The sequence below is a fragment of the Afifella marina DSM 2698 genome (assembly GCF_900102695.1).
GTDB lineage: Bacteria > Pseudomonadota > Alphaproteobacteria > Rhizobiales > Afifellaceae > Afifella > Afifella marina.
Window position 1 is genome coordinate 1 of record NZ_FMVW01000016.1, and the last position, 17,442, is coordinate 17,442.

At 63.1% G+C, this 17,442-nt stretch carries 16 protein-coding genes; 7 read left to right on the forward strand and 9 right to left on the reverse strand.

Features of this window, described 5'->3' with window-relative positions; genetic code table 11:
• Positions 1 to 140: 140 nt before the first annotated feature.
• On the reverse strand, positions 141 to 1,412 hold the full coding sequence (gene fabF / locus BLP76_RS18235; protein ID WP_092816617.1) for a beta-ketoacyl-ACP synthase II: 1,272 nt from the start codon (positions 1,410 to 1,412) through the stop codon (positions 141 to 143).
• Between the two features lie 348 nt (positions 1,413 to 1,760).
• Here fabF and BLP76_RS18240 point away from each other — a divergent pair, with 348 nt between their 5' ends.
• Genes BLP76_RS18240 through hxlB form a run of 3 tightly spaced genes read left to right on the forward strand, consistent with a single transcriptional unit; the run spans position 1,761 to position 4,484 of the window.
• Entirely contained in the window at positions 1,761 to 2,843 is a 1,083-nt protein-coding gene (locus BLP76_RS18240) for an ABC transporter permease (RefSeq protein WP_092816619.1), read from the forward strand.
• An 8-nt stretch (positions 2,844 to 2,851) separates the two neighbouring features.
• Positions 2,852 to 3,910 carry an ABC transporter permease gene (locus BLP76_RS18245; protein ID WP_092816621.1) on the forward strand — a complete coding sequence of 353 codons (1,059 nt, stop codon included), beginning with the start codon at positions 2,852 to 2,854 and terminating at the stop codon, positions 3,908 to 3,910.
• A gap of 13 nt (positions 3,911 to 3,923) precedes the next feature.
• Positions 3,924 to 4,484: a 6-phospho-3-hexuloisomerase gene (gene hxlB / locus BLP76_RS18250; RefSeq protein ID WP_092816623.1), complete on the forward strand. Its 561-nt coding sequence runs from the start codon at positions 3,924 to 3,926 to the stop codon at positions 4,482 to 4,484.
• Positions 4,485 to 4,541: 57 nt separating this feature from the next.
• On the opposite strand, the gene BLP76_RS18255 is transcribed toward hxlB, so the two are convergent.
• From BLP76_RS18255 to BLP76_RS18265, 3 genes are all read right to left on the reverse strand, one after another.
• On the reverse strand, positions 4,542 to 6,032 hold the full coding sequence (locus BLP76_RS18255) for a sugar ABC transporter ATP-binding protein (RefSeq protein WP_092816625.1): 1,491 nt from the start codon (positions 6,030 to 6,032) through the stop codon (positions 4,542 to 4,544).
• Between the two features lie 21 nt (positions 6,033 to 6,053).
• Positions 6,054 to 7,055 carry an autoinducer 2 ABC transporter substrate-binding protein gene (locus BLP76_RS18260; RefSeq protein WP_200170629.1) on the reverse strand — a complete coding sequence of 334 codons (1,002 nt, stop codon included), beginning with the start codon at positions 7,053 to 7,055 and terminating at the stop codon, positions 6,054 to 6,056.
• Positions 7,056 to 7,304: 249 nt separating this feature from the next.
• Positions 7,305 to 8,708 (reverse strand): aminotransferase-like domain-containing protein, encoded by a 1,404-nt coding sequence (locus BLP76_RS18265; protein ID WP_092816627.1) that lies wholly within the window; start codon positions 8,706 to 8,708, stop codon positions 7,305 to 7,307.
• A gap of 78 nt (positions 8,709 to 8,786) precedes the next feature.
• Between BLP76_RS18265 and BLP76_RS18270 the strand changes: the two genes are divergently transcribed.
• Both BLP76_RS18270 and BLP76_RS18275 read left to right on the forward strand, forming a co-directional pair.
• Positions 8,787 to 9,722, forward strand: a complete 936-nt coding sequence (locus BLP76_RS18270) for a DMT family transporter (protein WP_170130575.1) — start codon at positions 8,787 to 8,789, stop codon at positions 9,720 to 9,722.
• Between the two features lie 121 nt (positions 9,723 to 9,843).
• Positions 9,844 to 10,797: a DMT family transporter gene (locus tag BLP76_RS18275; protein ID WP_170130576.1), complete on the forward strand. Its 954-nt coding sequence runs from the start codon at positions 9,844 to 9,846 to the stop codon at positions 10,795 to 10,797.
• A 53-nt stretch (positions 10,798 to 10,850) separates the two neighbouring features.
• Here BLP76_RS18275 and BLP76_RS18280 read toward each other — a convergent pair whose 3' ends face one another.
• Entirely contained in the window at positions 10,851 to 12,383 is a 1,533-nt protein-coding gene (locus BLP76_RS18280) for an acyl-CoA carboxylase subunit beta (protein WP_092816633.1), read from the reverse strand.
• Positions 12,384 to 12,591: 208 nt separating this feature from the next.
• Here BLP76_RS18280 and BLP76_RS18285 point away from each other — a divergent pair, with 208 nt between their 5' ends.
• Positions 12,592 to 13,422, forward strand: a complete 831-nt coding sequence (locus BLP76_RS18285) for a cytochrome b/b6 domain-containing protein (RefSeq protein WP_092816635.1) — start codon at positions 12,592 to 12,594, stop codon at positions 13,420 to 13,422.
• Complete coding sequence (locus BLP76_RS18290; RefSeq protein ID WP_092816637.1) at positions 13,419 to 14,180, forward strand: molybdopterin-binding protein; 762 nt, start codon at positions 13,419 to 13,421, stop codon at positions 14,178 to 14,180. Before BLP76_RS18285 ends, BLP76_RS18290 begins: the two co-directional genes overlap by 4 nt.
• A 32-nt stretch (positions 14,181 to 14,212) precedes the next feature.
• Here the strand turns inward: BLP76_RS18290 and BLP76_RS18295 are convergent, their stop codons facing one another.
• The 4 genes from BLP76_RS18295 to BLP76_RS18665 form a co-directional block, all read right to left on the reverse strand.
• A complete protein-coding gene (locus BLP76_RS18295) occupies positions 14,213 to 14,971 on the reverse strand; it encodes an ATP12 family chaperone protein (protein WP_244514669.1) in 759 nt (252 codons plus the stop codon).
• Between the two features lie 82 nt (positions 14,972 to 15,053).
• Positions 15,054 to 15,962 carry a DMT family transporter gene (locus BLP76_RS18300; protein ID WP_092816639.1) on the reverse strand — a complete coding sequence of 303 codons (909 nt, stop codon included), beginning with the start codon at positions 15,960 to 15,962 and terminating at the stop codon, positions 15,054 to 15,056.
• A 6-nt stretch (positions 15,963 to 15,968) separates the two neighbouring features.
• A complete protein-coding gene (locus BLP76_RS18305) occupies positions 15,969 to 16,964 on the reverse strand; it encodes an RluA family pseudouridine synthase (RefSeq protein ID WP_170130577.1) in 996 nt (331 codons plus the stop codon).
• 322 nt (positions 16,965 to 17,286) lie between these two features.
• On the reverse strand, positions 17,287 to 17,442 hold a 156-nt coding region (locus BLP76_RS18665), incomplete at its 5' end, for a transposase (protein WP_171904424.1).

The window sequence follows — 17,442 nt, forward strand, 5'->3', positions numbered from 1 at the left end:
CTTCGACGTAGACAGACAAAATCGAGCAGCGATCCGCATCACCACAAAAAACAAACCCCGCCAAAAATGACGGGGTTCGTCAGCAGTCTGAAGGCGGCTCACCACATGAGCCGCCCTTCCTGTCAAATTGACCTGCGCCGTCAGTTCCAGCGCTTCAGAACGACGCTGGCGTTCACGCCGCCAAAGCCGAAGCCGTTCGACATCGCGACATCGATCTTCTTCTCGCGGGCTTCCGGCCCGATGAGATCGAGGCCCTCTGCGCCTTCCATCGGATTTTCCAGATTGAGCGTCGGCGGCAGAATACCGTCGCGCAACGCCAGAATGGTGAAGACCGCTTCAAGTCCGCCGGCCGCGCCGAGAAGATGCCCCGTCGCCGATTTGGTCGAGGAAATCGCGACCTTGTGGTCGCCGAAGACGGACCTGACACCGGCAAGCTCACCGGCGTCGCCGACGGGCGTCGACGTCGCATGCGCGTTGAGATAGCCGACGGCAGAAGGTTCAAGGCCAGCCTGCCGAAGCGCGATGGCCATGGCGCGACGGTTTCCGGCCCCATCTTCCGGACCCGCCGTCAGATGATAGGCATCCGCAGTGGTCCCATATCCGAGGACTTCCGCGATCGGGCTCGCGCCGCGTGCCTCAGCATGTTCAAGGGTCTCCAGCACCAGCATGGCCGCCCCCTCGCCCATCACGAAGCCATCGTGATCGCGATCGAACGGTCGTGAGGCCTTTTCCGGCGTCTCGTTGAAATGCGTGGAAAGCGCGCGCGCCGCAGCAAAACCGCCGAGGCTGACGCGATCGATGCAGGCCTCCGCCCCGCCGGCCAGAATCACATCCGCCTCGCCGTCCCGGATCAGCCGTGCGGCATCCCCGATCGCCTGCACACTGGCCGCGCAGGCCGTGACCGGCGCGCCGATCGGCCCACGAAACTGGTGGCGGATCGACACCTGGCCAGCCGCGAGATTGACCAGAAATGACGGAACGAGAAACGGCGAAAGACGCCGCGCACCGCGGGCGGTGGTGAGGTCCGCAGCGGCACGCATCGCCGGAAAGCCGCCAACGCCCGAGCCGATAACGGTGCCGGTGCGCTCGCGCTCGCCTTCATCCTCGGGATGCCAGTCAGCCTGCCCGAGCGCCTCTTCCGCCGCCACCATCGCCATTTGGATGAAACGGTCCATCTTCTTGAGGTCTTTTTCGGGCACCACGCGCGTGGGCTCGAAGCCGCCGTCCGCATCATCTGAAACGGAGGGAACGACACCGCCGATCTTGGACGGGATATCCGGGACGACGTCGTCGGGGAGTGCGCGGATACCAGAGCGGGCTTCGACCAACCGGCTCCAGACGAGGTCCACACCGCAGCCGAGCGGCGAGACGACGCCGAGCCCTGTCACGACCACACGCTTGTTCGGGTTCATGGAAACATCCTGACGTTCACATTCTCAGAAAGACGATTCGGCGCAACCTGCACTCCGGAGCCGCATGTGCAAGGCGGCATGACGCGCATTGCGCAGATCGAATAGCCCGACCTGGCATCGCCGACCGCCCTAATCTGATGTCGTTCACAGGAGCCTACAAGCGCCACGCAGAGATCGGGCTCTCCACCTCGGAGAACACGGCGTATCGCCGGCGCATGGGCAACGAGCCACATGGTTCTTCTGTCACATAGTCGTACAAACTTGACCGCAATCAGCGGGCCATGCAATCGGACGCTGAGTGTCGGCACTGCCTGACGCCAATGATGAAAATGAGTTCTGGGGGAGTGGATGACGACGACGCCCGCCTTTGAGCCAAATGCGCCGACGCCCGGCACAGGCACATCCTGGCGCGAGCGGCTATGGCCGCGCGGCGGGAGCGGATCAGGCGAGAACCTGCGGCTCCTGGCCCTGATCATCCTCGCCTACATCGTCATCGTGACGTTTCAGTCGCCGGATTTCCTGTCGCTTGCATCTCTGTTCGATCTGATCCGCACGGGCTCCGCCCTCACCATCGTCGCGCTCGGGGTCCTCGTCGTCATGGTCACGGGCGGGATCGACGTGTCCTTCCTCGCTAACGCGATTCTATCGGCCTGGATCGCCACCGCATTGTCCAACGCTCTCGGGATCGACAGTCTCGCTTTCGCGCTCACGATCGCCATCGGCATCGGCACCTTCGTCGGCCTCGTCAACGGCCTGATCATCTATCTGTTTTCGCTGCCGACCCTGATCACCACGCTCGCCATGCAGGGCGTTCTGCAAGGCGTGCTCATGGTGTTCCTCGGCGCCCGACCGATCACCGCGGGCTTCATGCCCTCCTCGCTGCGCGATTTCGGCACCTCAGTCCTGTTTGAGATCCCGGCCGGCCCCGGCTTCACCGGGCTTTCGGTCTTCGCAATTCCCCTCGTGATCGTGATCGTGCTGACCTGGTATCTTCTCAACCGGACGCCGATCGGACGGGCGAGTTATGCTCTCGGCTCCAATCCCCTCGGCGCCGTGCGCTCCGGCGTCGAAGTCTTGAAGATCAACCTCGTCGTCTACGGCTATGCCGGCGCGCTTTCGGGCCTCACCGGCCTCATGATGGTGTCGGAAATCCGCCTCGTGAATCCGGTCTCGCTCGTCGGCAACGAGCTCATCGTGCTCGCGGCCGTCGTCATCGGAGGCGCGAAGCTGACAGGCGGCACAGGCTCTGTCGGCGGCGTCGTCCTCGGCATGGCGCTGATCACGCTCTTGAGCAACACGCTGGTGACCCTTGGGCTCTCCGCCTCGTGGAACCGCTTCTTCATTGGCGCGGCCATGGTGGCCATCGCGGCCATCTCTCATTACCGGGCGAAGCAGCGCAATCTGAAGCTCCTCAACTTCCAGGATGTGTGAGCACGGCCATGGCTGATACAACGCCTTCTCACGTCGCACCGTCGAGCAAACGGCCAGGATGGCAGGCTCGCCTCAACGAAGAATTCCTGGCCGAAGTCGTTCTCTACGGCATCGCCGCGATCGTGCTCGCTCTGATCGCCCTGCGCCTTGGCGGAGCGTTCTTCAATTCCACAAACCTCGTCTCGGTTCTCGAGCAGGTACCGGAATTCGCCCTCTTCTCACTCGCCATGGCCATTGCCATGATCACCGGCGGCATCGATCTCTCCGTGATTGCCGTCGCCGACCTGTCGGCGATCTTCGCGGCCTACATCATGACCAATCCGAGCATCGTCGACGTGCTCGGGCCCGGCGGCGCGATCGCGCTCGCCACCATCGTGGCGCTCGGAGCCTCCGCTCTGATGGGGCTCTTCAATGGCATCATCATCGCCCGTTTCGGCGTCCCGGCGCTGGTGACGACGCTTGGCACGATGCTGCTCTATTTCGGCCTCGCATCGGGGCTGACGGGCGGCGTCGGTATCACCGGCATGCCTTCGGCGTTCACCGACATCTTGACGCTGAAGCTCGGGCCGATCCCCGTGTCCTTCTGCGGATTGGCGGTGCTGTTCGTCCTCGCCTCCTTCTACATCCGCAATTCGCTCTTTGGAAAAACCCTCTATCTCTACGGCGACAACAAGGTCGCGGCCCTCTTCACGGGCCTGCCGATCAACCGCGCCATCATCATTTCCTATGCGCTTTCCGGCCTCCTCGCCGGGGCTGCCGGCCTCATCATGCTGGCACGCTTCAATTCCATGAAGGTCGGATTCGGCGACACGTTTCTGCTCCAGGCGATCCTGGTGGCGGTGCTTGCCGGCATGGATCCCTATGGCGGTCGCGGGCGGCTTCTCAACGTGCTCGCCGCCGTCCTGCTTTTGCAATGCGTGGAGAACGCCTTCACCATCGAAGGGCTCTCGCCCTACGCCAAGAAGATGATCTGGGGCGGTCTTCTCCTCATCTTCATGGCGCTGAACTTCTTCGTGCGCAGGATCGTGAGGCGCTCGCTGACGCGCGCCGCGCTCCGCGCTGGCTGATCAGGAGACGACAATGGAAACGATCACAAGCGGCTTCGAACGGGCCGTCGACGAGCTGGGCCAGGTGGCGAAGCGCCTGGATGAAGCCGAAATCAGCGCCTTCATGGACGCGATCATCAAGGCAAAGCGGGTCTTTCTGATCGGCGTCGGGCGCGAAGGCCTGTCGACCCGCGCCTTCACCATGCGCCTCATGCATCTCGGCAAGGAAGCGCATTGGATTTGGGACGACACGACGCCTTCGATCGGCCCGGGTGATCTGCTGATCGCCACCTCAGGCAGCGGCTCGATCGGCCATATCGATTATGTTCACGACCAGGCCGTCGCAGCCGGCGCCGCCACCATCGTCGTCACCGGAGATCCGAGCGGTACGACGGCGCAGAAGGCGAAACAGCGCCTGTTCCTGCCGGCCGCCGTCTTCAAGGGCAAGGCCGACGTGGTGCCGTCCACGCAGCCGATGGGCAATCTCTTCGAGCAGGCTCTGCTCATTCTCTTCGACCAGATCGTGATCGCGCTCGCCGAGCGCATGCAGGTCGACCGCGAAACCATGGTCGGGCGTCACCGCAACGTCGAATGACGTTGCGGCTTTTCCCAGACGCCTCAGCTCACATTGAAATCGAAGCCGACAGGACGCTCAGTCGTCCTGTCGGATGGTTGCAGCAATGCGACCCGACGTGATCTCCGGCCCCGAGAATTCCTCCACGATCCGTCCCGTGCGGAAAACAAGCACGCGACTGCAGCTCATGGCGAGTTCGTCGAGATCGTCGGAAATCATGATCACGCCGCAGCCCTCGCGCGCCAGCGTCTGCACGATCTCATGGATCTCGGCCTTGGAGCCGACATCGATGCCGGCCGTCGGATTGTCGAGGATCAAGATCTTCGGCTCGGTCGCCAGCCATTTGGCGAGCACCACCTTTTGCTGATTGCCGCCCGAGAGGCTCTGCACGGGTTCTGAAGCCGATGGGGTTTTCACCCGCACCTTCGTCACCCATTCGTCGCCAATCGTCGCTTCCTTGTCGCTCGAAATGAGCGACAGCGCGCCCTTGATGCGCTCATAGATCGACGAAGCGATGTTCATGCGGATCGGCTTGCGGCCGAAGAGCCCCTGGCTCGCCCGATCTTCCGAGACGAGCACGATCCCGGCGCGCACGGCATCCTGCGGCGAGGTGATGCGCAATTCCGCACCGTCGACGAGCACACGGCCGGACTTCGCCGGATTGAGACCGAAGAGCGAAAGCGCGGTCTCCGTGCGACCGGAACCGGTCAGGCCGGCAAAGCCCAAAACCTCGCCCGCCCGCAGCGCGAAAGACAAATCGCGGTACTGGCCATCGCGCTGAAGATCCCGGACTTCGAGGAGGACAGGCGCATCCGCCTTCACCTCGTCGCTCTTTCCGGCGACGACGCGCACTCCCGTCATCAGGAAACCGAGCTCGCTGACGTCGATATCGGCGGGTGCGTATTCGCCCACTTCCTTCCCGTCACGGAGCACGTAGATGCGGTCTGCGATCTCAAACACCTCGTCGAGTTTGTGGCTGACGAAGATCACGGAAATTCCGCGTTCCTTGAGACGCCGCACCATGGTCAGCAATTGCTCGACGTCGCGCGCCGGCAGCGCGCTCGTCGGCTCATCCATGATGAGCAGCCGGCATTCCTGCGTCAGGGCCCGTGCGATCGCCGTCGTTTGCTTCGCGCCGAAGGAAAGATCACCAAGCCTTGCATCGAGCGGCAGCTTCGCCCCGAGGGAGGCAAGCGCGTCTTCCGCCGTCTTTCGGCACGCCTTCCAATCGAGCCACAATCCCTTGCGATGCTGGATCTCGTGGAATGCGATGTTCTCCGCGACCGTCAGGTCGGGAAAGATCGCCAGATCCTGATAGATGATCTGGATGCCGAGACGCATCGCCTGCGACGGGCTCAAGCGCTTATAGGCATGGCCATCGAAGACGATATTGCCGGAATCCGGCTCCTCGGCACCGCAGATGCACTTCATGAGCGTCGACTTGCCGGAGCCGTTCGTACCGGCGATGCACAACACCTCGCCGGCCGCAATCGACAGGTCGACATGATCGAGGGCCTGGGTCGCGATATATCGCTTGCTCAGGCCCTCCAAGCGGATCAGTTCAGCCATGATCGCTGAGCATCCCCTGGGTCAGAACTTGTAGTCCTTCCAGTTCTCTGCGGTCAGGATCAGTGTCGCATCGCCATAGACGACGCCATCCTCGATGGTGACGCTGTCGTAGCCCGGCCGCTTCAGATCCATGCCCGCCTCGACGGTTTCGCCGTTCAGAAGCTTGTAGGCCACAAAGGCGGATGCGTAACCGGCATCGGCAGGACGCCAGCACAGCGCCACATTCTGATAGCCGTCCTCGAGATAGGGACCATTGATGCTCGGAAGGCCGAGGCCGACCACGGCAATGTCCTTACGGCGCAGCTTCTCGACCGCGAGGGCCGCCATCGACGTGCCCGACACGGAGCAGCCGACGATACCCTTGAGGTCCGGGTAGCGCTTCAGCACCTCGTTGACCTTGTCGAGCGCGGTCTTCTCGTCGTTGTTGTCCTCGATCGGCTCGGACAGGACGAATTCCATCTCCGGGTAATCGGCCTTGATGTGCTCCATGCCGGCATTGAACCACTGCATGTGCGTTTCCATCGTCAGCGCACCGACGATCGCAACAAACTTGCCTTCGCCATTCATGGCCTTGGCGAGCTTGTCGAACATGAGGGCGCCGAAATCCTCGTTCTTGAAGGCTTCGACATCGTAATCGGCCGTGCCCGCAAGGCTCTTCGCCTCATGGCTGACGATGACGATACCCGCGTCCTTGGCTTTCTGCAGCACCGGCTCCATGGACTTCGGATCGTTGGGGACGACGAGGATGGCGTCGACATTCTTGGCGATCAGGCTTTCGACCATCTGCGCCTGCTTGGCGGGGTCTCCGGTCTCGGGTGCGATCTGATAGGCGTTGACGCCGAAATCCTTGGCGAAATCCTCAACGCCCGTGCGCATGTCATCGAACCAGGAGATACCCTCCTGCTTGGCGCACATGACGATCTCGAACTTCTTGGGCTGAGCCCAGACTTTCGACGCTCCCGGAAGCGCGGCGCCTGCCGTCAGAAGGGCGGCAGAACCGAGCAATCTTCTTCTTGTAATCACTGTTGGTCTCCTTTGTCTCCGAGGAGGAGAGCACGCTGCGCCTGCCCTTTTAATTGCACATTGATTTGCATCAAGGACAATTTTGAGCCCGATCGTCGCGCAGAAGCGGCAGTCTGGCGGCAGGAAAACGCATGCGGACGACACCCGATGTGCGAGACTTCTCTGCCAGACGAGCCGTCACACGCGGCCGGCGCAATCGAATGGAAACCCGCACCCGGCTCGCGCCGCACCGGGCACAGCAAAGCTCGCTCACACGATGAAGGCGGCCTCTCCCGGCTTTTCGTCGAGAAGCCGTTTGAGGCGCAAAAGCCCGTCTTCCACCCGCGCCTGAGACGCCTCATGGCTCAGGCAGAGACGAACCGCAGACGGCACGACAGCGGGATCGACGCAAAAAGACCGTGCGGAGCGCAGGGCGACACCTTCACGCTGCGCCGCCGCTTCGAAGGCATCGGGCCGCCATCCCTCCGGCAGATGCAGCCAGATATGAAAGCCCGCCGGATCGGCGACAACGCGGCTCCCTTTCAACGTCTCACGTGCCAAGGCCTGCCGCCCCTCGGCGATCTGGCGCTTCTCCTCGTTGAGGCGCTCCGCTGTCCCGTCCTCGATCCAGCGCGTCGCGATCTCCGCCATGAGCGGCGGCGGCATCCACGAGGAGAGCGCGACGCCCGCCCGCAAAGCTTTTTCATGGCGCACCGGCGCGCTCAGATAGCCGACGCGCAGACCCGGCGCGAGGCTCTTTGACGTACTCGCCACATAGATTGTCTGCTCGGGCAGATAGGTGCCGAGCGGCGCAGGCCGCGAGCGCGGCAGAAAGCCGAAGACATCGTCTTCCAGAATGTCGATGCCATGACGCTCGGCGACTTCGGCGACGGCCCGTCGGCGCGCCTCAGACATCGTCGCCGTCGTCGGCGTGTGCAGCGTCGGCATGGTGTAGAGGAGCCGGGCGGCCGTCGCCTTGCATTGCTCCTCGAGAGATTGAGGCAAGAGCCCCTCCTCATCCATGGCGACGGGAAAGACCTTGAGACCGAGACGCTCAGCCGCCGCCAGAACCGGGGCATAGGAGAGAGCCTCCGCTAGGATCGCATCGCCAGGCCGCGCCAACGCCAGAAGCGCCACGAAGAGCCCCTGCTGCGAGCCGTTGGTGAGCACGATCGCCCGCCCCTGACGGGAAAGCCCGAGCGTTTCGATCCATGCGCCGGCTGCCTCTGCATGCCGCTCCGCCGTTCGTCCCGGCCAGTGATCGAGAAAAGCCGCGAGCCCCGGCTCGCCCGAGATTGCGCGCAGCGTCTCTGCAAGCTGTCTCTCGGCCCCGCCGAGCGGCGGCAGATTGTTGGCGAAATCGATCGCGTCGCCTGCGGGCCGCGCGAGACCCGTATTCCATGCGCCGCTTGCTGCAGCGGTGACCGCTTTCGCATCGCGCACATAGGTGCCGCGGCCAACGCTGCCTTCCAGGAAGCCGCGACGCACCGCCTCGCCATAGCCGCGCGTCACCGTCGAGAGCGACAAGCCGAGCCGCCAGGCGAGATCGCGCTGCGGCGGCAGCCGCTCGCCGGCACTCAAATCCCCTTCGGAGATCGCCGTGCCGATCGCCTCGGCAAGCGCCGCGTAGGCCGGGCCGGAAAAACGGGAAAAATCGGGGATCCACATTGCCATCAATACAATAATCCGATTGCATTCATTATTGCACGAGACATACCAATGCAATCACGAGTATCTTCTCATGGAACGGTGATGTCCCCGTCGCAGCCCGCCGGCATTCTCTATGCCCTTTGTTGCCTCGCCATCCTATCGGCAATGCCGCTCATCGCCGATGCCCGCCCCGAGGGATCGAGCGGCCTCGCCTTCGCCATCTGGCTCACCTTCTGGCAGCTTGTCGCGGGTCTTCCGCTCTTTGTCGTCGAGCTCCGGCGCGGGGTGTCCGCGGGCCCGGCGGCAAAGCGGCCTTCCGTCCGAACGCTCGCCATCGCGCTCTTGACCGGAGCGATGTTCGCTGTGGCGACCTACATGTATGTGGTGGCGGCCAAGAAGGCCGGGCCCGTCAGCATGGTGATCGCACTGCAGGCCTATCCGCTCTTCGCCATCCTTCTGGAGGCGGTTCTTCTCGGCAAACGCAAGAGCACCACCGAGCTCGGCTTCACCGCACTCCTCCTCGCGGCTTTGGTCTATCTCACCACCGGCGGCACGTTTCGCGTGGCGGACATCTCCTGGTGGTCGGCCTATACCCTCGGCATACCGGCATTGTGGGCCATCGCCCATGTGCTCTTGCGCCAGGTTCTGACGACGACGTCGATCACGCCAAACCAGGTGACCGTCACCCGCCTTATCGTCTCCGGCATCGTGCTTCTCGCCCTTCAGGCACTCATCGGCGAACCGGGCGCCCTGTTGCAGGGATTCACCGATCCGACCTTCCAAAAGGCTGCGATCCTTCTTGGCGTCGCCTACTATCTGGAGCTCGTCCTGTGGTTCAACGCCATCCGTCATATCGACGTCTCCGTCGCGAGCTCGATCACGGTGCCGACCCCTGCCGTCACCATGCTCATCACAGTGGTCGTGCTCGGCGGGCACGTGGAGACGTTTCAGATCCTGGCGATGGTCGTCATCTGCGTGGCGCTATACGGGCTCCTCTTCGCCGGCCGTCATGCGCGCCGCGCGCCCTCACCCGGGTGACGGTCTCCGACAACAGCGGAGACAGCAACACTGTGCGGACCAGCGCCTGATCCCAACGTGGCGCCGGCCATGCCATCAGGCGTTGGTGGCTCGCCTTGCGGCTTTGTGGCAAGGACGGCGAATGGCAACGCTCCCCTCCTCTCTGACCAACACGCCCGCGGAGATGGTGCGCGGCATCATGATCTTCGTCGCCGGCGGCATGATCATCCCGACGATGGATGCCTTAAGTAAGCTCCTCATCACGGAGCATGGACTGTCGGCAGGCGAAGTCGGGGCCGTTCGTCTCTTTCTCCAGGGCGCGCTGATCTTGCCGCTTCTCCTGCATTGGGAAGGGACCGCCGCTCTGCGCATCCCGCATCTCGGGCTCAATCTCCTGCGGGGCGCCTGCCTCGGTTTCGGCAGCCTCGCCTTCTTCGCCGCCCTGCGTTTCCTGCCGCTCGCCGACGCGATTGCGATCTTCATGATCGAGCCGATGATCGTCACCCTGCTCTCCGGCTTATTCCTCGGCGAAAAGGTGGGATGGCGGAGGATCGTGGCGGTTCTGGTCGGATTTGCCGGCGCGCTCATCATCATCCAGCCGAGCTACGCGGTCTTCGGATTGCCCGCTCTCTTGCCGGCACTGACGGCCTTCATCGTCGGGATCTATTTCATCTTGAGCCGCCACGTTGCGCGCGGAGCAAGCGCCTTCGCGATGCAGTTTTATGCAGCTCTCGGCGGCTTTGTGGTCATCGTCGCCGCGATGATCGTCTGCCGTCCTCTCGGCTTCGACGATCTTGCCTTCTCGTGGCCGGCAAGCACCCTTGCCTGGGTTCTGTTGCTGGCGACAGGCGTCATCGGAACCTTCGCCCATCTTCTCTTTAACCGGGCCTATCAGCTCGCCCCGGCCTCGGTCCTCGCCCCTTTCGGCTATACCGAGATCGTCTCTGCGGTGGCTCTCGGCCTCCTGGTCTTCGGGGACCTCCCGGATGCCCCGAAATGGGCCGGGATGGCGATCGTCGTCGGCTCCGGCATTTTCATCTATCTGCGCGAGCATCGCATCGCCCGTACGACGGCAAAGCCGCCGGTCACGCACTGAGGCGGCCGGCGGCTTGAGAGGCTCAGGCGACAAACGCCCAGGTGACCGAACGGTCAGAGCGGGATGTTGTCGTGCTTCTTCCAGGGATTGGCGAGTTCCTTGCGGCGCAAGAGCCGGAAGGCGCGGGCAACCCGCCGTCTGGTCGATTGCGGCATGATCACGTCGTCGATGTAGCCCCGCTCCGCCGCCACAAACGGATTGAGGAAATGATCCTCATAGGTCTTGGCGTGCTCGGCGATCTTTTCCGGGTTGTCGATATCCTTGCGGAAGATGATCTCCACCGCACCCTTGGCGCCCATGACGGCAATCTGTGCCGTCGGCCAAGCGTAGTTGATATCCCCGCGCAAATGCTTTGAGGCCATGACGTCGTAAGCGCCGCCAAAGGCCTTGCGCGTGATCACGGTCACTTTCGGCACCGTCGCCTCGGCATAGGCAAAGAGGAGCTTGGCGCCGTGTTTGATGAGGCCGCCATATTCCTGCGACGTGCCGGGCAGGAAACCCGGAACATCGACGAAGGTGAGGATCGGGATGCCGAAGCAATCGCAGAAGCGCACGAAGCGTGCCGCCTTCCGTGAGGCATCCGAATCGAGCACGCCGGCCAGAACCATCGGCTGGTTCGCCACCACACCGACTGTACGCCCCTCGATGCGGCCAAAGCCGGTGAGGATGTTCTTGGCATGGTCGGGCTGAATTTCGAAGAAAGCCCCCTCGTCGACGGTCTTCAGAATGGCTTCCTTGATGTCGTAGGGCGTGGTCGCCGAATCCGGCACCAGCGTATCGAGAGATTTCTCCTGCCGATCCCAAGGATCGTGGACCGGGATTTCCGGCAGGTCGGCCTTGTTGTTGAGGGGGAGGTAATCGTAGAGGCGACGGATCTCCAAGAGCGCCTCGACGTCGTTTTCAAAGCCGCCGTCCGCCACGGACGACTTCACGCAATGCACCGACGCGCCGCCGAGCTCTTCCGCCGTCACCGTCTCGTTGGTCACGGTCTTCACCACGTCCGGGCCCGTCACGAACATGTACGACGTGCCGCGCACCATGAAGATGAAATCGGTCATCGCCGGCGAATAGACGTCGCCGCCCGCACAGGGGCCCATGATCACCGAGATCTGTGGAATGACGCCGGAGGCAAGAACGTTGCGCTGGAAAATCTCGGCGTAGCCGCCGAGCGCTGCGACACCCTCCTGGATGCGCGCGCCGCCGGCATCGAAAAGTCCGATGATCGGCGTGCCGTTCCTGAGCGCCATGTCCTGGACTTTGCAGATCTTCTCCGCATGTGCCTCGGAAAGCGAACCGCCGAAGACGGTGAAGTCCTTGGCAAAAACGTAGACGGGGCGGCCGTTGATCGTTCCCCATCCGGTGACAACGCCATCGCCCGCGATCTTCTGCTCTTCCATACCGAAAGCCGAAGAGCGGTGCTCGACGAACATGTCGAACTCTTCGAACGAGCTGTCATCGAGAAGCACCACCAGGCGCTCGCGCGCCGTCAGCTTGCCCTTGGCATGCTGGCCCTCAATACGCTTCTCGCCGCCGCCCGCGCGCGCATTGGCACGCCGTTTTTCCAACTCCACCAGAACGTCACGCATTCTACCCCCCAATCAGATTGATCTTGTTCCCATGGCCATTAGCCGGTTTAGAATCTCGTCTTCATATAACGGCCTACGCCAATCGGCGGCATTTGTTGAGAGAGATCGGATGCGAATCTGGCGTTGATGTGAAGAGGCATGACCGCTTCGTGACATTGCGGGCCGGCGAGGACGCTATATTCATGGGGATCACGAAGGGAATGCATCAATGCCAGAGCCGGCCGAGCCGCAAACGGAAATCGTCTACCGGCACAGATGGACAACGCGCATATGGCACTGGCTGAACGCGTTCTGCCTCTTCTTCCTGCTCGCAAGCGGTCTGCAGATCTTCAACGCCCATCCCGCGCTCTATCTTGGCAGCCAGTCGAACTTTTCCGATTCCCTCATCTCCATGACCGCCATGCGCACGGGTGACGGCAGTTTGAGAGGAGTGACGGAAATCGGCAGCATGGACTTCGACACGACGGGCTTTCTGGGCGCCTCCCGCGAAGGCAGCGGAGCGCTTGTCGCCCGCGGTTTTCCCGCCTGGGCAACCATCCCGAGCTACCGCGATCTTGCCACCGGCCGGGTCGTGCACTTCTTTTTCGCCTGGGTGCTGGTCGCAAGCGGCCTCGCCTATGTCTGCGTTAGCCTTTTCAATGGCCATTTCCGCCGCGATCTCATCCCCCGCCGCGGCGAGCTTCGCACCGTGCCACGCGCGATCGGCGATCACCTCCGCTTCCGCTTCGGACGGGAGGCGCATTACAACATTCTGCAAAAACTCTCATACCTCGTCGTCATCCTCGGTCTCATACCAACGATGGTCGCCACCGGTCTTGCCATGTCGCCGGGGATGGATGCCGCATTACCCTGGCTTCTCGACATTTTCGGCGGGCGTCAGTCGGCACGCACGCTGCATTTCATGACGATGAGCCTGCTCGTCCTCTTCTTCGTCGTCCACATCGTCATGGTTCTCGCGGCAGGTCCGATTAACGAGATGCGCGCCATCATCACCGGACGGTACCGCGTGCGGCACGAGGCAAACGAGGAGATCTCATGACCATCACCCTGACGCGTCGCGGCCTCATCCGGGCCGCTGCCATCGGCGGTGGAGCAGCGCTGTTGTCCGGTTGCGACCGCATCGTCCAGAATCCGATGGCACGTGCGTTTTTTGAGCGGGCCGAGGATTTGACGATGGCCGCACAGCGCAGCCTTCTCGATCGCGAGGCTCTGGCGCGGGAATACTCCGAAAGCGAGATCATCCAGCCGCAGCGTCCGAACGGGTCGATCAGTCCGCGCGATCCCGATTATCGGACGATGGCGGCAAATGGCTTCGCCGATTGGCGTCTTTCCGTCACCGGCCTCGTCGAGCGGCCGCAATCCCTATCTCTCGACGAGCTGCGCACCATGCCGGCGCGCACGCAGATCACGCGGCATGACTGCGTCGAGGGATGGAGCTGCATTGCCAAATGGACGGGTGTGCCACTCGCCGCCGTCCTCGACGAAGCCGGAGTCAAAGCTGGCGGTAGCTACGTGATTTTCCGCTGCGCCGATACGCTCGGTCGCGAAAAATACTATGAATCGATCGACATGATCGACGCGCGCCACCCGCAGACGATCCTCGCCTACGGCCTCAACGACGAAACGCTGCCGATATCGAACGGTGCGCCACTGCGCGTACGCGTCGAACGCCAGCTCGGCTATAAGATGGCAAAATACGTCATGGGCATCGAGGTCGTGGGGAGCTTCGCCCCAATTCGTGGCGGCAAGGGCGGCTATTGGGAAGACCGCGGCTACGAGTGGTACGCCGGCATCTGAGCGGTGTCCGCCAGCCCAAATCGAAGGACGGTTCAGGCGCGCAGCACCGTCGCAGCCACCGAGAATTCAAAGCCGCGGCGTTCGCGCCGTTCCTTCGCCTCGAAATCCTCGCCCCATTGCGAGATATTGAAATCCTCGTCGACATGCGCGGCGGCCCAGGCGGCCTCAGCATCGATCACGCCTTCCGCCAAGGCGAGCGCGATGAGTGCCGATCCGGTCAGCGTGGTTGCCGTATGCAAAGCAGCAAGCGACAAGGGCTCGTCAAATCCCTTGAGAGCCTCGCGCACGGCCTGAAGCCCCTCTTCCGGTTGATCGACCGGCATGACCCCCTCGACCAGACGGAAGCGAACCGAAAAACGGCTTTCCGCCCAGGCAAGAAGCGGGTCCCAGATCTCGCGCTGCCGGGCTACGAGGGCTTTCGGCTCCCCGGCCCGGTAAAAGAGCAGATCCGTGCCCGCATAAGCCGCCACCTCTTCGCGCACCGCAGGCATTTCGTCAGCAACCCCGTCGATCGCCACATTGGCAAGCCGGGTGAGCGGCATCGTCAGAGGATCGATGCGTTCGCCCTGAGCCTCCCATTCCTCGGCGAGGCTTCGTCCGAGATCTGCGCGTGCGACGGCAAGCGGCTTCTTGCCCGGCGTGCGGGCCGGGCGCCCGTCGAGGCGAAGCTCGAAACCTGATTCCGTTTCAACGGTTTCGGCCCGCTTGTAGAATCTCTTTGGCAACTCCCTCGCCGCGTGCTCGCGCGCCTTCGCCATCGCATCGTCGGGCTTTGCAGGAAAATCGGACAACAGGCTCTCCTTGCTCAATGGATCTCGGCTCACTGGATCTGGGCTCGATGGATCTCGGCTCAATAGGTCAGAGCTCAATATCTCACGCGCCCGGCGGCACGGCACGGCGTACCGGCGCAGGCCTGTTGACCAGATAGATGCCGCTGGCGACGAGCAAAAGGGCGATGCCGTGGCGCCAGCCGACAGGATCGCCAAGAAGCACTGCTCCAAAGAAGACGCCGGAGACCGGAACGATAAAGGTGAACGCGTGCAGCAGCGGCGCGGAATGGGTTCTCACCAGCCAGAACCAGGCGAGATAGCTCGCCCCGGCGACCACGACGCCTTGATACAGGAAGGCGACGAGTTCGGTCGTGGTCACAGGCCCGATCCCCGCCTCCCCGACGAGGACCGACAAGCCAAAGCCGAGCGGGGCCGAGACGAGCAGCTGGTAGAGAAGGATCTCTTCGGCCGGCGCTTCCCGTAAGCTCGTGCCCTTCACGACCAGGGTGGTCCCGCCCCAGAAGACGGCGGCCAGAATGCACAGTACGTCACCAGCAGCCGTATTGAGCGTTCCCGGGCTCAGCCCGTCGAGGAAAGCAACGGCGATCCCCACGAAGGCCAGCGCGAGCCCGGCGGCTTTCGCCGGAGAAATCCGGTCGCCCAGCCAAAAGTGAGCCCCGACGGCCACAAAGAAGGGAGCGGTATTGAGGAAGACGACGCTGCGTGAGGCCGTCGTCATGGTCAGACCGAAGAAAACGAGAGCGAACTCCATCGCGAAAAGCATGCCGGTCAGGACACCCGGGCCGAAACGCCGTCCCGACCGAAAAACCGGCACGCCGCGCGCAAAGCACCAGAGAAGCACGAGCACGCCGGCCACCGCCGAGCGCAGCCCCATCTGCAGCATCGGTGGGAAGCCACCGAGTGCCACTTTGATGGCGACCTGGTTGAGCCCCCACATCACGGTCAGGAGTACGAGCAGAGAGGCGGGCTTCGCCCCAAGCGCTTGCGACATTGCAGTTCAAACGGCCTCGGCCGCAGCCTCCCCGCTTGTCTCTTCGAAGCCGAGCACGGCCCAGCTCTGTGACATATGCGGCGGCAGCGGCGCCGTCACGTCGAGAACGCCGCCGGTGGGATGAGGCAAAATGATTCTCCGCGCAAGGAGATGCAGCCGGTTTTGAATGCCGCCTGGCAACTCCCAGTTCTCCACGTCGAAGTACTTCGAATCGCCAATGATTGGATTGCCGATATGGGCGGCATGGGCTCGAAGCTGGTGCGTGCGTCCCGTCACCGGCCGCATGACGAGCCACGAGAGCCGTGAGCCGGCCTGTTCGGCGACCGCGTAGTGCGACAGGGCATGATCAGCTCCCCGCTCGCCGTGACGCGCAACCCGCATACGTTCCGCGTCGTCGCCCTCGCCGCGCATGAGAAACGTCGAAATCTTGCCATGCGGCGGCTTCGGAACGCCCTTCACCAGCGCCCAGTAAAATTTGCGGCTCTCCCGCTCCTTGAAGGCCTTGCCGAAAAAGGCCGCAGCACTTCGCGTGCGAGCGACGACAAGCACGCCGGCCGTGTCGCGATCGAGACGATGGACAAGCCGTGGCTTACGGCCGTGGCGATCACGAAGCGCCTCCAGCATGCCATCGACATGACGATTGACGCCCGATCCGCCCTGAACCGCAAGGCCGGCCGGCTTGTTGAAGACGTAAACCTGGCTGTCCTCGTAAAGAAGCGCGTCGGTGAGCACATCGACATCGCGCCGGTCACGGATGGTCGCTTTCGTCTGCGGGCGCACATCGCCCGTTGCAAGCGGCGGCACACGCACCTCCTGACCAGCGATGAGACGGGTCGAGGTTTTCACGCGCCCCCCGTCCACACGCACCTGGCCGGAGCGAAGAAGTTTCTGCAGATGACCGAAACCCAGGCCCGGATAATGCTCCTTGAACCAGCGATCGACGCGCATGCCGGATTCGTCCCGGTCGACGCGGCGCATGACGACGGAGGCGGGAGCGCTCATGACAGGCTCCCGGGGGCTGGCACACGGAGCGACCGCGACACGAGAGCCGCGGGCCTCACGCGAAGGCCGGAATACTGATCAAAGGCGATAAGGAGAACTTGCTTCATAACCGCAGCGCTTAGAGCGTTTTGTCGGCCGAATGAAGCCCACCGTACGACAACCGCGCGTTTTTGCGTCCCGAACGCCAGCAAAAAGGGCGCGGGGTCACCGCGCCCTCAGACTGCTGACGAACCCCGTCATTTTTGGCGGGGTTTGTTTTTTGTGGTGATGCGGATCGCTGCTCGATTTTGTCTGTCTACGTCGAAGCGGATGCTGGGGGCCCTCATGCGGGGCTCGGAGCCGGCATCCGGCTGAGTGCGATGGCCATCTTCTTGATGTTCTGGGCGGCGGCGGCGAGCAGGCACTGGCTGGAGACGCGGCTCAGACTTCGGAACCGGGCGTAGCGGTGGCCATGGAGCTGCTTTGCATCGGCAAAGGA

Excerpts from the sequence above, each read along its gene's own strand:
- fabF (WP_092816617.1), bottom strand. The coding sequence starts at position 1,412 with ATGAACCCGAACAAGCGTGTGGTCGTGACAGGGCTCGGCGTCGTCTCG.
- BLP76_RS18240 (WP_092816619.1), top strand. The coding sequence starts at position 1,761 with ATGACGACGACGCCCGCCTTTGAGCCAAATGCGCCGACGCCCGGCACA.
- BLP76_RS18245 (WP_092816621.1), top strand. The coding sequence starts at position 2,852 with ATGGCTGATACAACGCCTTCTCACGTCGCACCGTCGAGCAAACGGCCA.
- hxlB (WP_092816623.1), top strand. The coding sequence starts at position 3,924 with ATGGAAACGATCACAAGCGGCTTCGAACGGGCCGTCGACGAGCTGGGC.
- BLP76_RS18255 (WP_092816625.1), bottom strand. The coding sequence starts at position 6,032 with ATGGCTGAACTGATCCGCTTGGAGGGCCTGAGCAAGCGATATATCGCG.
- BLP76_RS18265 (WP_092816627.1), bottom strand. The coding sequence starts at position 8,708 with ATGGCAATGTGGATCCCCGATTTTTCCCGTTTTTCCGGCCCGGCCTAC.
- BLP76_RS18270 (WP_170130575.1), top strand. The coding sequence starts at position 8,787 with ATGTCCCCGTCGCAGCCCGCCGGCATTCTCTATGCCCTTTGTTGCCTC.
- BLP76_RS18275 (WP_170130576.1), top strand. The coding sequence starts at position 9,844 with ATGGCAACGCTCCCCTCCTCTCTGACCAACACGCCCGCGGAGATGGTG.
- BLP76_RS18280 (WP_092816633.1), bottom strand. The coding sequence starts at position 12,383 with ATGCGTGACGTTCTGGTGGAGTTGGAAAAACGGCGTGCCAATGCGCGC.
- BLP76_RS18285 (WP_092816635.1), top strand. The coding sequence starts at position 12,592 with ATGCCAGAGCCGGCCGAGCCGCAAACGGAAATCGTCTACCGGCACAGA.
- BLP76_RS18290 (WP_092816637.1), top strand. The coding sequence starts at position 13,419 with ATGACCATCACCCTGACGCGTCGCGGCCTCATCCGGGCCGCTGCCATC.
- BLP76_RS18300 (WP_092816639.1), bottom strand. The coding sequence starts at position 15,962 with ATGTCGCAAGCGCTTGGGGCGAAGCCCGCCTCTCTGCTCGTACTCCTG.
- BLP76_RS18305 (WP_170130577.1), bottom strand. The coding sequence starts at position 16,964 with ATGAGCGCTCCCGCCTCCGTCGTCATGCGCCGCGTCGACCGGGACGAA.